General features: G+C 62.9%; 14 protein-coding genes and 1 rRNA gene. 11 read left to right on the forward strand and 4 right to left on the reverse strand.

What is annotated here, in order from left to right; genetic code table 11:
- Positions 1 to 62: 62 nt before the first annotated feature.
- The 8 genes from BW940_RS08065 to BW940_RS08100 all read left to right on the forward strand — a co-directional run bounded on the left by BW940_RS08065 (position 63) and on the right by BW940_RS08100 (position 7,148).
- A complete protein-coding gene (locus BW940_RS08065) occupies positions 63 to 644 on the forward strand; it encodes a TetR/AcrR family transcriptional regulator (RefSeq protein WP_076608712.1) in 582 nt (193 codons plus the stop codon).
- On the forward strand, positions 641 to 2,155 hold the full coding sequence (locus BW940_RS08070) for an MATE family efflux transporter (RefSeq protein ID WP_076608675.1): 1,515 nt from the start codon (positions 641 to 643) through the stop codon (positions 2,153 to 2,155). The genes BW940_RS08065 and BW940_RS08070 overlap by 4 nt, the downstream gene beginning before the upstream one ends.
- A gap of 242 nt (positions 2,156 to 2,397) precedes the next feature.
- Positions 2,398 to 3,390 (forward strand): 2-phospho-L-lactate transferase, encoded by a 993-nt coding sequence (gene cofD, locus BW940_RS08075; protein WP_076608676.1) that lies wholly within the window; start codon positions 2,398 to 2,400, stop codon positions 3,388 to 3,390.
- Positions 3,391 to 3,393: 3 nt separating this feature from the next.
- Positions 3,394 to 4,146 carry a tRNA-dihydrouridine synthase gene (locus BW940_RS08080; protein WP_076608677.1) on the forward strand — a complete coding sequence of 251 codons (753 nt, stop codon included), beginning with the start codon at positions 3,394 to 3,396 and terminating at the stop codon, positions 4,144 to 4,146.
- A gap of 65 nt (positions 4,147 to 4,211) precedes the next feature.
- Positions 4,212 to 5,063, forward strand: coding sequence for a triphosphoribosyl-dephospho-CoA synthase (locus tag BW940_RS08085; protein ID WP_076608678.1), 852 nt, complete (start codon positions 4,212 to 4,214; stop codon positions 5,061 to 5,063).
- Entirely contained in the window at positions 5,060 to 5,677 is a 618-nt protein-coding gene (locus BW940_RS08090) for a DUF447 domain-containing protein (RefSeq protein WP_076608679.1), read from the forward strand. Before BW940_RS08085 ends, BW940_RS08090 begins: the two co-directional genes overlap by 4 nt.
- Positions 5,678 to 5,756: 79 nt before the next feature.
- Positions 5,757 to 6,734 carry a hypothetical protein gene (locus BW940_RS08095; RefSeq protein WP_076608680.1) on the forward strand — a complete coding sequence of 326 codons (978 nt, stop codon included), beginning with the start codon at positions 5,757 to 5,759 and terminating at the stop codon, positions 6,732 to 6,734.
- A 222-nt stretch (positions 6,735 to 6,956) separates the two neighbouring features.
- Positions 6,957 to 7,148 carry a 30S ribosomal protein S17e gene (locus tag BW940_RS08100; RefSeq protein WP_076608681.1) on the forward strand — a complete coding sequence of 64 codons (192 nt, stop codon included), beginning with the start codon at positions 6,957 to 6,959 and terminating at the stop codon, positions 7,146 to 7,148.
- A gap of 224 nt (positions 7,149 to 7,372) precedes the next feature.
- Here BW940_RS08100 and BW940_RS08105 read toward each other — a convergent pair whose 3' ends face one another.
- Positions 7,373 to 7,630 carry a hypothetical protein gene (locus BW940_RS08105; protein WP_076608682.1) on the reverse strand — a complete coding sequence of 86 codons (258 nt, stop codon included), beginning with the start codon at positions 7,628 to 7,630 and terminating at the stop codon, positions 7,373 to 7,375.
- A 222-nt stretch (positions 7,631 to 7,852) separates the two neighbouring features.
- Here BW940_RS08105 and asd point away from each other — a divergent pair, with 222 nt between their 5' ends.
- Together asd and BW940_RS08115 are read left to right on the forward strand one after the other, a co-directional pair.
- A complete protein-coding gene (asd, locus tag BW940_RS08110; RefSeq protein ID WP_076608683.1) occupies positions 7,853 to 8,887 on the forward strand; it encodes an aspartate-semialdehyde dehydrogenase in 1,035 nt (344 codons plus the stop codon).
- Positions 8,888 to 9,038: 151 nt separating this feature from the next.
- Positions 9,039 to 9,413 carry a DUF7344 domain-containing protein gene (locus BW940_RS08115; protein ID WP_076608684.1) on the forward strand — a complete coding sequence of 125 codons (375 nt, stop codon included), beginning with the start codon at positions 9,039 to 9,041 and terminating at the stop codon, positions 9,411 to 9,413.
- A gap of 9 nt (positions 9,414 to 9,422) precedes the next feature.
- Here BW940_RS08115 and BW940_RS08120 read toward each other — a convergent pair whose 3' ends face one another.
- Together BW940_RS08120 and BW940_RS08125 are read right to left on the reverse strand one after the other, a co-directional pair.
- Positions 9,423 to 9,854, reverse strand: a complete 432-nt coding sequence (locus BW940_RS08120) for a universal stress protein (protein ID WP_076608685.1) — start codon at positions 9,852 to 9,854, stop codon at positions 9,423 to 9,425.
- A gap of 138 nt (positions 9,855 to 9,992) precedes the next feature.
- The gene (locus tag BW940_RS08125) at positions 9,993 to 11,012 is read right to left on the reverse strand and encodes a D-2-hydroxyacid dehydrogenase (protein WP_076608686.1); all 1,020 of its coding nucleotides are present in this window, start codon (positions 11,010 to 11,012) and stop codon (positions 9,993 to 9,995) included.
- 122 nt (positions 11,013 to 11,134) lie between these two features.
- Between BW940_RS08125 and BW940_RS08130 the strand changes: the two genes are divergently transcribed.
- Positions 11,135 to 12,526 (forward strand): NAD(P)/FAD-dependent oxidoreductase, encoded by a 1,392-nt coding sequence (locus BW940_RS08130; RefSeq protein WP_076608687.1) that lies wholly within the window; start codon positions 11,135 to 11,137, stop codon positions 12,524 to 12,526.
- Positions 12,527 to 13,067: 541 nt separating this feature from the next.
- Here the strand turns inward: BW940_RS08130 and rrf are convergent.
- Positions 13,068 to 13,189: ribosomal RNA gene (gene rrf, locus BW940_RS08135) — 5S ribosomal RNA — on the reverse strand.
- Positions 13,190 to 13,336 lie beyond the last annotated feature (147 nt).

Raw genomic sequence — 13,336 nt, forward strand, 5'->3', positions numbered from 1 at the left:
GCCAGTCAGTTAGGACAGTATTGACTGATCAGCCAGTGAGCACCGAAACGGCCGACGAACTCATGGACGCGACCTATACCGCGTTGTGTAAACACGGCTACGCGTCATTGCGGATGCAAGATATCGCGGACGAGTCGTCGAAGAGCAAAGCCACGCTCCACTATCACTACGAGAGCAAACAGGACCTCCTCTATGCGTTGCTCGACTACCTGACGGACTCCTTTGCCGACCGAATCGAGACGCTCGAGGGCGAGACACCGATCGAGCAGTTACGATCGCTCGTCGAGACGTCTCTCGAGCCGAGCGAGGACGATGCGCGCAAGCAGTTCCGGACGGCGGTGCTCGAGATCAAAGCCCAGGGACCGTACGACGACCGGTTTCGAGACGAGCTGACGGCGTTCGATCGATTGCTTCATGACCGGATCCGGATCCTCCTCGAGGACGGCCAGGACGCGGGACTCATTCGAGACGATATCGATCCCAACGAAACGGCCGAATTCATTGTGACGGTCCTGAACGGCGCACAGACGCGTCACGTGGCCGTCGGACACTCACTCGAGTGTACGCGCGCCATGCTCGAGACGTACGTCTGCCACCAGCTGCTTGCGGAGGACGTCGATCGCACGGAGGTCGGCTTCGAGTGACGCTTCGCGACCACATGGATGCGATCTTCAAATCGCCCGACGAACTCGATCTCACGTCGGGCGGGATCGCAAAACCGCTGATCTACCTCTCCATTCCGCTCATCATCACGAACCTGCTGCAAGTCACCTACAACCTCGCGGACACGTTCTGGCTCGGCCAGCACAGCACGACCTCGCTTGCGGCGATCAGCTTTGCGTTTCCGATGGTGTTTTTCCTCATCGCGCTCGCACTTGGCGTCTCGGTCGCCGGGAGCGTGCTCGTCGCCCAGTACACCGGCGCTGGCAGGGACGACGAAGCGACGTACGCCGCCTCGCAGACGGTCATGTACTCGGTCATCGCCTCGCTCGCACTCGGTGCCATCGGCTACGTGTTCGTCGAGGACGTGCTTGGGCTACTCGGCGCGTCCGACGACGTCGCGCCGCTGGTCGCCGACTACATGGAAGTCTACTCGCTCGGACTGATCGCAGTCTTTGGCTTTTTCGTTTTCCTCGCGCTCATGCGCGGCTACGGCGACACTGTCACACCGATGCTCGTGATGTTCGGCTCGGTCGTGCTCAACATCGTCCTCGATCCGTTTCTCATCTTCGGGTTCGAAGCCAACCCACTCTTTGGCTATCTCGGATTGCGCGGCCTCGAGACCGAACTGTTCGCGCTCACCGGCTACGCTGGCTCGGGGATCGAAGGCGCGGCGATCGCCACCGTCTTCTCCCGGGCGCTGGCGTTCGCCGTCGGCCTCGCGATCATGTTCCGCGGGACCCACGGCGTCCGGATCAACATCTCGCAGATGCGCCCCGATATCGAGTACGCCCGGCGGCTCGTCGACATCGGGACCCCGGCATCCGTCGAGGGGACGGCGCGGGCGCTGTCGATCAACCTGCTGTTGGTCATCATCGCGATCTTTCCCGAAACAGTCGTCGCCGCGTTCGGGATTGGGACGCGGGTGTTCTCAGTCATCTTCCTCCCAGCAATCGCATTCTCCCAGGGGATCGAGACGATGACGGGACAGAACATCGGTGCCGGGAACCAAGACCGTGCAGAACGGACGAACCACTTCGGCGCGACGGTGTTGCTCGTCACGCTCACCGGCCTCGGGGTCCTCGTCTTCCTTGCCGCCGCGCCGATCGTCTCGGTCTTTACGACCGATCCCGCAGTCGTCGACGAGGGCGCTCTGTTCCTCCGGTACACCGCACTGACCTTTGGCTTTATGGGCGTGATGCGCGCCTACAGCGGCGGCTTCCGCGGTGCCGGAAAGACGCTCATCGCCGCCGCGATCTCAATCCTCACACTCGGCGTGATCCGCTTTCCGCTCGCTTGGCTTGGCGCTGAATACCTCGGCTCGAGCGGAGTCTGGCTCGCCTTCGCCGTCTCGACCGTGATCGGCGGCGCGATTGCGTACGTCTGGTTCACCTGGATCGATTGGCTCGATGGCGGACTCACGGACGACAACGTCGCAATCAGCGCCAAAAACGCCGGCGACACTGCCAGCGACAATGTCGGTGGAGACGACTGATACGGTCTGCTGTAACGATGTACCGGCGCGACCACAGGACGGCTCGCGGTCACACCGGAAATGACGGCAACGACCGACAGCAGTCTGGATGAGAAACGGGATGTTTGATACTCGAGCGAGCACTGGACACTGGGGGACTGTTTTCCACCGGCGATATAAACGCGACCGACACGCGCGACGTCCCGCGTGCCGGCCGAACGCGGCCGCAAGCCATTAAGTACTCACGCTCGAGAAGGATGGGTATGGTAACTTTCCTCTCAGGGGGCACCGGAACGCCGAAACTACTCGACGGTGCTGCCGCCGCGTTCTCGCCGGAGGAAACCACCGTCGTCGCCAACACCGGCGACGACATCGAACTCGGAGGACTATTCGTCTCACCGGACGTCGACACACTGCTCTTTCAGGGTGGTGGGGTGCTCGACCGCGAGACGTGGTGGGGAATCGACGGCGACACGCATCGAACCAACACGGCGCTGTCGGATATCGCCGCCGCTGCTGGACTGCCTGACGGCCCGCAGTATCTCCCCGACGACAAACAGACCGCAGGGCGCGACCTCGCAAACTGGCGGCGCTTTTCGGGGACGGCCGAGTTCATGACGATCGGGGATCGTGATCGGGCCGTCCATATCACGCGAACGAGCCTGCTCGATCAGGGCCAGCCGTTGAGTGAAGTGACGCGGCGACTCGCCGACGCCTTCGGACTCGAGATCGACCTGCTGCCGATGAGCGACGACCCCGTCGCCAGCCTCATCCACACTGACGACGGGATGATGCACTTCCAGGAGTACTGGGTTGCCCACCGTGGCGAGCCGACCGTCGAGACCGTCGAGTTCCGCGGGTCGTCGCACGCCGAGCCCGCACCGGGCGTCCGCGAGGCGCTCGAGGACACGGTCGTCGTCGGTCCGTCGAACCCCGTCACGAGTATCGGCCCAATGTTGACGCTGCCCGGCGTCGCCGACACGCTCAGCCAGTCGACAGTCGTCGCCGTCTCGCCGTTTCTCGGCGACGACGCCTTCTCCGGCCCCGCCAGCGATCTCATGGCGGCGGTCAACGCGCCGCCGAGCACCGAAGGACTCGCAACGACCTACCCGTTCGCCGACGCGTTCGTCATCGACGAGACCGACGACGCCACGTTTGATCGGCCAACGATACAGACGGACATCCGTATCGACTCGGCCGACGACGCCGCACGAGTCTCACGAGCCGTCAAAGACGCGATCGACCTCGTCACCTGATCCATGTTCTCCCCACCACTCGCACTCGCGAGTCTTAGCGGCGAGGCCGACGCCGACTGGGCCCGCGCTGGAGCCCACTACGCTGGCGCGGCGTTTCTCGGCGGAATTGCCCTCGACGACGACTCGAGAGCTGCTGCCCGCGAGCTCGTCGATCGCGACCGACGCGAGTTCCTCCCCAACGATCCGATCGCCTTTATTGACCGCGAACTCGCTGCCCTCGAGGCCGTGCCCATCCAGCCCGTCTTCAACGTCCGAAGCGCGACCCCCGATCCGATCCCCGACGCGGCGCGGGTCTGCCGGGATCGAGACGCGTTGCTCGAGGTCAACGCCCACTGTCGACAGGACGAGTTGTGTGCGGTCGGCTGCGGCGAGACGCTGCTGCGAGATGCCGATCGTCTCTGTGACTACGTCGAACGCGCAGCCACCACTGGGGCGGCCGTCGGCGTGAAAGTCCGCACCGAGGTCCCCGGCGTCGACCTGCCCGCGCTTGCACAGGGACTCGAGGCCGCGGGCGCTGTGTTCGTCCACGTCGACGCGATGGACAGCGAGTCGGTCATCCGCGACGTCGTCGACGCGACAGATCTGTTCGTCATCGCCAACAACGGCGTCCGAGACGCCGACACCGTCCGAGAGTACGTCGAGTACGGCGCTGACGCGGTCAGTGTGGGTCGCCCCAGCGACAATCCGAACGTCTTGGCGCGCGTGCTCGCGGCCGTCGAGGAACAGTACGGTCTCGAGGCGGAGCCCTCGCCGTAGCGTCCCCGACCATCGTGCGACACCGAAAGGACAGTCCTTACGTCATTCACTCCCTAGCGGCTGCCATGCGAACGCCGGCGCAAAACGCTGAACTGGCGCTCTTGCTCGAGGTCGCGGGCACGCCCAAACCGGGCAACATCGACCGTCACCGTGAGCTCGAGGACCTGCGATTTGAACACTTCCTCGCGGGCACAGTCGGTGCTCGTGACGGTCTCGAGTTGGCGGCGAACGGCAGTGCGATCGGCCCAGCGTTCGAACGCGCGATCGAGGGCATGGCTACACAGGGCGGGGGCAACACCCAGTTCGGGGCGCTGTTATTGCTCGTCCCGCTAGTCCGGGCGGCCCGCGACGAGTGCTCACAGCCGATCGTCGAGGCCGTCTGTGAGGAGACCACCGTTGCCGACGCGGCCGGCTTCTACCGCGCGTTCGATCACGTCGACGTCTTCGTCGCCGATCCTCCGACAGACATGGAACCGCTCGACGTGCGCCGCGGCAGCGACGCGATTCCCGCACTCGAGGCTCGTGGACTGACGCTATTCGACGTCATGGACCACAGCGTGCCGGGCGACGACGTCGCCCGCGAGTGGGTGACCGGATTCGAGCGGTCGTTTACCGCCGCCGAACGCCTCGCCGACGCCGACGGGCCGCTGACGGATCGCGCTGCGACGGTCTTTCTCTCCTTGCTTGCCGACCGACCTGATACGCTCGTCGTAAACCGCCACGACGAGGCTATCGCCAAAGAGGTAACCGAACGCGCGGGTGAGCTGGTCGACCGAAACGCTCTCGAGACCGACCGCGATGCCGTCGAGGCCTTCGCCGACGAACTCGTCGACCGCGGCGTCAACCCGGGCACGACGGCAGATATCACGGCAGCCGGGCTGTTCATCGCCCTCGAGCACGGGGCGGTCTCCGTATGAGCGACGACCGTGACGGTGACGACGACACGGCGGGCGCTGAACGCGCCGACTGGCCCGTCTCGCTGTCGGGCGTCACCGAGTCCGTCGTGACGACGCTCGGCCCAAACGGGCTGTGGAACGCCGCGCCACTGGGGCTGTTCGCCGATGATGGGGATGGTCGGATTACCGCGCGAACGTGGGGGAAGACCCGCACTCGAGGCAACTTCCACCGACAGGGCGAATGCTATGTTCAGTTTGTCGACGACCCCGTCGTCTTCGCCGACGCCGCGCTCTCGATCGTCGAACACGAAGAGCCGATCCTCGAGGCCGCAAACGCGTGGGCCCGGGTCACTGTCGAGTCGCTCGAGTCGGGCACCGACGACGGAACTGACTGGGAACGGTGGGCACTGCGCCCCGTCGACGCCGAGATCCGAGCCGAGCGCGTGCCGACGATCGACCGTGGCTTCGGGGCCGTCATCGAGGCGACCGTCGCCGCCTCGCGACTCGGCGTTGCAGGCTACGACGACGACGACCTTCGCGACCGCCTCGAGTACTGTGCGTCGGTCGTCGACCGCGCCGGTAGCCCGCGCGAGCACGAGGCACTCGAGCGCGTGCGCGAACACGCAGACTGGTGAGCCGGTAACTGGGGGCGACACCTCCGTACTCAGCCACGCCCGCAGGTTTATGAGCGAAGCCGCGCCCAAGCGGGGGCAGATGAAACTTCACTTCAGACAGGCGACGAGCGTCTTCAGAAAAACGCTGCCGTTCGTCTTGCTCAGAATCGGCGTCGGCCTCCTGCTCGGGGTCGTCTCCGTCCTCTACTTCGGCATCACCCTCTGGATCGGATACCGACTGCTCGAGGCGGGCACGATTTCGGGATGGATTGCGGCGATCGGACTGCTCGTGGCGGTCGGCCTGTTTGTCTGGGGCTGGCGGCTGTTCAGCCGGTACGTGCTGTATCTGGTCAAAGTAGCACATATCGCCGTTATCGCCCACATCGTCGACACCGGCGAGGTTCCCCCAGACCAGCTTGCGTACGGGAAAGCACAAGTGACGGACCGCTTTGCGGAAGCGAGCGCGCTCTTTGCCGTCGATCAGGTCGTCACGGCCGTCGTCAAAGAGTTCAACAGTGGTGTCGTCTCGTTCTCGCGGCTGTTCAGCGCCGTGCCAAGCCTGAAAAAGCTGATTCGACTGGTCGGGAACGCGATCGCGATCGCGGCCACCTACATCGACGAGGCGATCATCGCCCACATGTTCATCAGCGACGACAACCCGTGGCGCTCGGCCAGAGACGGCGTCGTCCTCTATGGCAAGACCTGGAAGCCCGTTCTCGGTTCGACACTCCTGATCGTGCTCGGACTGTACGCCGCCGCGTTCGTCGTCTTGCTGGCGTTGACACCGATCGCGAGCGTGTTCGGCGGACTCTCGGCGACAGTCGAAGTCGCCGGCTGGATCGTCGTTGGCGGCGTGTTTCTCACGGTCTACACTGGCTTTCTCAAACCGTGGGTGAAAACCGTCGTGATTACCACGTTTCTCGTGGAGTCACGGGAGCAGACCCCCGATAGCGAGACGATGGATCGAATCGCTGCGCGATCGGATCGGTTTCAGGAACTCGTAGATACCGCCGAACGTGAGACAGCCGTCGAACAGCCAGCACAGCCCGGAGACAATCCCGTGCCGAACAGCACCTGAGGCAGTCTGCTGTCCCGATATCCTGGTGCACTTGCGACCCGCCGAGGTGTACCAGCATTGACTGACAGCAGTCCGTCTGAAATCGTGTCGACGGCGCTGCTCGAGCGCATCGGTCGCCAGACTGGGCACCCAGCGTTTTCCCCCGTGACGCTACTCCCCCAATCGCCGTCTTCCGGAGCGTGAAAAGAAGACATTAAAAGCCTCTAGACGGAACCTCACAGTATGGCAATCAAACCGGCCTATGTCAAGAAGACCGGGACCCTCCTGCTGGAACGGTACCCGGACGCGTTCACGACCGATTTCGAACAGAACAAAGACAGCGTCGAGAAGCTCACCACCGTCGAGTCCAAGGGCGTCCGCAACCGCATCGCGGGCTACGTCACCCGCAAAAAAAGCGCCCAGGTTCCCGCATAATCCACGTTCTCCCTCGAGTTCTGCCAGTCGCGAGCCGTTGCTTCAGACGGTCTGCTGGACCGATGTACTGCCGATCGCCAGAGACGGGGTCGGTGATCGGCGGTCAGTGACGACAGCAGTCCGTATCTGTCTTCGCCTGACAGCGCAGTCGCTTCGGCGGTCGCGTACGTCACGAAAATTGCATAGACGGGGAGACAGCGGCCAGTGTCGCAGTACTCGAGTCGTTAGTGGTCGAAGCCGGGTTCCATGTAGAACGCGGCGATGAGCGCAACGACACCGAAAAACCCTGCGAGCATGAGGCCGGCCATACCGGAGACGATATTCAGCTCTGTTCCGACGAGGATGAGCGTCGATTCCTGATAGCCCGTCCAGCCGAGGAAAATCGCGACGAGGAAGCAGACCGCCGAGAGAACGGCGGCACCGGTCTGAAACCGGCTCTCGAACGGCCCGATACCGTTCGAGTTTGCAGTCGAGTTCGTCACCGGGATCCCCCCGCATCCGACTCGGATCGAACCTGTTGTGAGTGCATCGACCGATAGATTCCGCTCCGTTTTCTTAACCTCTTCTATACTCACGCACGCAGAAATCGCCACGCGACACGCCCTGACAGATATCAACGCGGCCCCGACCGATCAAGGCGGACAAACGGTGACGAGCGACGGAAACCCAAACGGTTTTGCGGTCGCAACTCCGACTCCCGGAAAATGGCAGTACGAGTTGGCGTTCTCGGTGCGACCGGTGCCGTTGGACAGCGACTGATTCAGCTTCTCGACCCCCACCCGGAGTTCGAGATCGCAGCATTGACCGCGAGCGACGCGAGCGCGGGCAAGACCTACCGACAGGCCGCCAAGTGGCGCGTCGACAGTCCGATCCCGGACGACGTCGCAGAGATGACCGTCACCGCGACCGACCCCGATGAGGTCCCAAACGATGTCGACTTGCTGTTCTCGTCGCTTCCCTCGAGCGTCGGCGAGGCCGTCGAACCGGGCTTCTGTGAGGCCGGCTACGTCATGTCCTCGAACTCCTCGAACGGTCGGATGGACGACGACATCCCCCTCGTCATCCCCGAAGTCAACGGCGACCATATCGACTTGCTCGAGGTCCAGCGCGACGAGCGCGGCTGGGACGGTGCGATGGTCAAAAACCCGAACTGCTCGACGATCACCTTCGTGCCCACGCTCGCCGCCCTCGCCGAGTACGGCTTAGAGAAAGTCCACGTCGCGACCCTCCAGGCGGTTTCCGGTGCGGGCTACGACGGTGTCTCCTCGATGGAGATCATCGACAACGCGATTCCCCACATCGGCGGCGAGGAAGACAAACTCGAGACTGAATCGAAGAAACTGCTGGGCAGCTTCGACGGCGCGGCACTCTCGCTCAACGACGTCGAGGTCGGCGCTTCCTGTAACCGTATCCCGACGATCGATGGCCACTTAGAGAACGTTTTCGTCGAGACCGCGGAGGATCTCTCCCCTGAGGAGGCAGCCAAAGCAATGCGGGAGTACCCCGCACTTGACCTGTACTCCTCGCCGGAGCAGCTGATCGAGGTCTTCGAAGACCCCGAGCGGCCACAGCCACGCCTCGATCGCACCCTCGGCGACGGCATGTCCATCTCCGCCGGCGGTATCCGCGAATCGACGTTCGGCCTGCAGTACAACTGTCTTGCCCACAACACGATGCGCGGCGCAGCCGGCGCGAGCGTGCTCAACGGCGAACTGCTGCTCGAAAACGGCTACCTCTAGACCAGCCTCGAGTTGCGTCTCGATCCGATCACCCATAGCGAGATCCGTCGCGTGAGGAACCAAAGGACGTGTCAGTAGCAACGACACTCACAGGAGTCGGCCCTGATCACTTCGGCGGCGTGTACAACTGCAACCGATCCCAAAAGCAGGTATGCTTCCCGTTACTGCTGACCCTGAATCCCTGACACCGCCGTCTTCGACGGGTTTGACCGACGAGACGGATGCGACGGTCGAGCTCCTCGCCGATCAGCGACGTCGGGCCGTGCTCCGGTATTTAGACGACCACGACAATCCGGTCTCGCTGTCCGACCTGACGGAGCACGTCACCCTTGAGCAACGAGGGCGAGCGAGCAGCCGCGTCGCCGCAACTGGCGACGCACTGCTGGGGACACGTCGACGCGTCCAGCTCTCGCTTCGTCACGTTCACCTGCCGAAGTTAGCGGCGGCCCACGCTATCGAGTACGATACCGACACGAACACCGTCTCCCTGTGCGAACAGGCAGTTGAACTCCTCGATCGAGTCTAATATGTGTCGTTAGGAGTCGTCAGACGGCAGAGCGACGACCGGAACCGAAGCCTCCTTGATCAGTCGCCGCGCGACGTCACCGGTGAGCAACTCCGCGAGCCGATTCCCCTCTCGAGGCGTAAAGACAACGCTGTCGGCGTTTCGCGCCTCCGATTCGGCGAAGATCCGCTCGACGACATCAGTACCGTAGAGCACGTCGGTCTCGACTGTCGCGTCTGTCGACTCGAGTGCCCGTCGGACGCCCTCGAAGATCTCTTCGGCGTACTCCTCACGCTGTTCCATGGGGGCTTTGTCGGGGACACCACCGCCTTTTTCGATCACGTTGACAGCGATGACCGAACTGGTCGGTGTGAGGTATTCGGCGAGGGCCGTCGCTGTCCGTTCGCCGTCGTCCGGACTCGCTACGGGAACGATGACTGTCCCGTCAAACGAGAGTGTCATCGTCCTTCCTCCATTCGATCCAGCCGGTTACGAACACGCAGCAGGACACACCCGAGCAGTGATAATCGTTCCATACTCGGCGTTCGGCCCATCGAGTGAAAAAGCTGCAGTTCTCCGCGACCGGACGCTCGCGTATGATCAGGGCCTGACCTGATTCTCGAGGGTCGCGTTCGGCTCATCGGCAACCCGACGAACGTTTTCAGCGACGATGTCGGCGAGTCGCTCATAGTAGTTCGGCGTGTGCCCCGCGTTGTGGGGCGTGATCTGGACGTTCCCGAAGGTCCACAGTGGGTGGTCCTCGGGGAGCGGTTCGGGGTCAGTGACGTCCAGCGACGCGCCACGGATCCGGTTCGAGCGCAGTGCTCCGACAAGTGCGTCGGTGTCGACAACCGGCCCGCGGGCGACGTTGACGAGGACGGCGTCGGGATCGACCGTGGTGAACGCCTCGTGGTCGATCAATCCACGAGTGGTCTCCGTAAGCGGACACGCAAGTACGAGATAGTCGGTCCGAGCCAGTGCCTCGTCGAACGCCTCCCCCTCGAAGCCGATCACCTCGTCGGTCGGGCCGCCTTTCTCCGGCGTGTACCGCACGCCAATCGTCTCGACACCGAACGGCTCGAGCCGTTCACAGACCGCTTTTCCGATCGCGCCCAGGCCGACGATCGTCACCGTCGATCCCTGTAGCTCGTAGGCCTTGTAGTGGCGCCACTCTCGGCGGCGTTGCTGGCGCGCGCCAACGTGGAATCGGCGCGTAAACCGAAGGATCGACCCGAGAACGTGTTCACCGATGTTGGGGCCGTGAACACCCGACGCGTTCGTGACTGTCACGTTCCGCTCCTCGAGCGCATCGAGCGGGAGATGGCCAGTCCCCGCGTAGGCACACGCGAAGACCTCGAGGTTTTCAGCGGCCTCGAGGAGGCCCTCGTCGAGAGTCATTCCGGTGACGAACCGTGCGTTTTCGATCGCCACGCGCTCGTCAGCGGGCGTCCGCGCGAGAGCAACCGTCTTCCCCGGAAGCCGATCACGAATCGCGGCGGCGTACTGTTCGACCGGCATTCCGTGAGTCCCGTTTCGGAGGACGAGCACATCAGGCGCGTCCGTCTCGACGGCAGCATCGCTGCTTGCACCAGTTTCGACATCATTCTCCGAGTCAGTCATGTACACTCCCTCGAGCGGGCCCGTCAAAAACGTTCGTCTCAATCGACGCCATCCCAGCGTTGTGTTTGTCCCTGATCTGAATTTCACGCAGTTTAATACGCGCGACGGAGTCTCAATGGAGTATGGAACGCGTTGATGTCGCGATCGTCGGTGGCGGTCCTGCGGGTGCGTCCGCGGCCGAACGGGCCGCTGCCCACGGCGCTGAGACCGTCCTTTTCGAACAGGGCGTCCCGCGGGAAGACCGCGATGGAATCGGCCCGGATTCGACCGACGCCGCTGGCATGCTCGACTACTGGATCGACATTATGGAGTTCGACCACCGGGAGATTCCCGACGAGGTTATCCACCGAGAACTCGAGGCCACGGAGTTCGTCGGTCCCAACAGCACTGTCACGCTGACGACGACCGGCATGGAAGCCACCTACCCGAAATTCGGGTACACCTTCCACCGCGCACGCATGGACGACTGGCTCTACGAACGCGCCGCCGACGCCGGCGCCGACCTCCGCGTCGGAACCGGTGTGAAAGACCTCGAAACCGATCTTCGGGCCTCGAGCCCGAAGGGACCGACCCACACGCTAACGCTCTCGAACGGCGACCATCTCGAAGCGCAGTACGTCGTCCTCGCTGACGGGCCACAGCGTCGAATCACCCTCGATGCGCTCGACCAGTTTACGGCCCCCGGCCGCAGCGTCTCCGACCATCTCTCGCCACCGAACGCCAACCACATCGCCTATCAGGAGTACCGTGAGTTCCCTGCAGAACTGTTCGAAGAATTCGAGGACACCCTCAAATTCTGGTGGGGCTACATGCCCGGCGAGACCGCCTATCCGTGGGTATTCCCCAACGACGGCACGGTCGCCCGCGTCGGCCTGACGATGCCGATCGGCATGGAACTCGAGGACGTCGACAACCCCGACTCCTACGCGCTGCTCGAGCCGTCCGACGAACAGCTGCCGTCTGGTTCGGAATACATCAGCCGTCTGCTCGAACAGGAGTACGGCGACGAGTATGACATCGAAGCGGACATCCCGATCGTCGAGGACCGCGGCAAATCGAAGGGAACGGAAACGTATCCGATCTCATCGACACGACCCATCGAATCGCCCGTCGGCGCGAATATCGCCGTCGCCGGCGGTGCAATGGGGACGACGTCGGCTTTCCACGAAGGCGGCTATCACGTTGCCGTCCGGACAGGGAAGATTGCCGGCCGACTGGCCGCAACCGATTCCCTCGAGAACTATAACGACGTCTGGAAACGAGCCATCGGCGACGAAATCCTCCGCAACGTCGCGTTCGCTGACCTCGTTCGCGAGTACGACCCCGACGACTGGGACTGGGCGTTCGACGTGATCAGCGACATGCAGGAAACTGGATCAGAAACCGCCTTGCTTAGCCGGGGGTACTCCGCCGGTCTCGGGGCCTCGAAAATCCTGCTCGCGTATAAAAAACGGAAATTCGCACACCGCAACGGCGGTTACGTCCAGCTACGCGAAGACGAGTACTTCTACTGACTCGAGTCGGACACCCCTCCGACTCCGACATCTGCCATTATACTGCTGGATAGTAGTCAGTTCGATCGATCGATGGTTAAACGGTCATATGTGACAGTGTGTCTTGAGTATCGGTTTTGGCCAACTGAGAACACGACACCGAACTCGAAGGGGCCATCCTCGAGCAGTGCTCTGTCCCTATCGCTCATTGAAAGGGTTAAACCGCTCACGCCCGTAGCTCAAGTGCGTGCCTTCAGTCCCCGTCCGAGCAAACCCATTCGGGTGCGATGACAGTACGGCGAACCCGGGCACGCAACAGTAATTCGGTGGGCGTCGCTCACCCGGTTGAGGGCCGATATACTTCCGCCCGGCACGAGGGTTAGCCAGCCGACGCGGCATGCCGCCACGGGATGAGGCTGGACGTTAGTGTTCCGGGTGACACCGTTTCTGAAAGCATGAGCAATGCATATCCTAAATATCGAGGCGCATGTTGTCACTGAGTAATAAATACGAAATTCCCAGCGAGCCAGAGCTGTGGCTCACTGAGGGAAATAAGTATGAATGGAGGCGGCGAAACGAGTTTCCCAGAGGGTCGCCCACTCCAGTACTCACCGTAACGCAGGCGAGCTTATCTTCCGTGTTCGGGATGGGTACGGGAGGAACCCCGCCGCTGTGGCCGCCGTAACGCCGATCAACGGAATCGAACCGCTGTCACACCAGTATCGGTGGTCTCTCAGACCGTGTGTATGTGTAGTCCAGTTTGCGTCCGGACCCGTTCACGAATCACGGATCCAATGCGATGTAATATGAATGTGTGGCTTGGCCGATTAG

It is taken from the genome of Natronorubrum thiooxidans, assembly GCF_900156475.1.
Taxonomy (GTDB): Archaea; Halobacteriota; Halobacteria; order Halobacteriales; family Natrialbaceae; genus Natronorubrum; species Natronorubrum thiooxidans.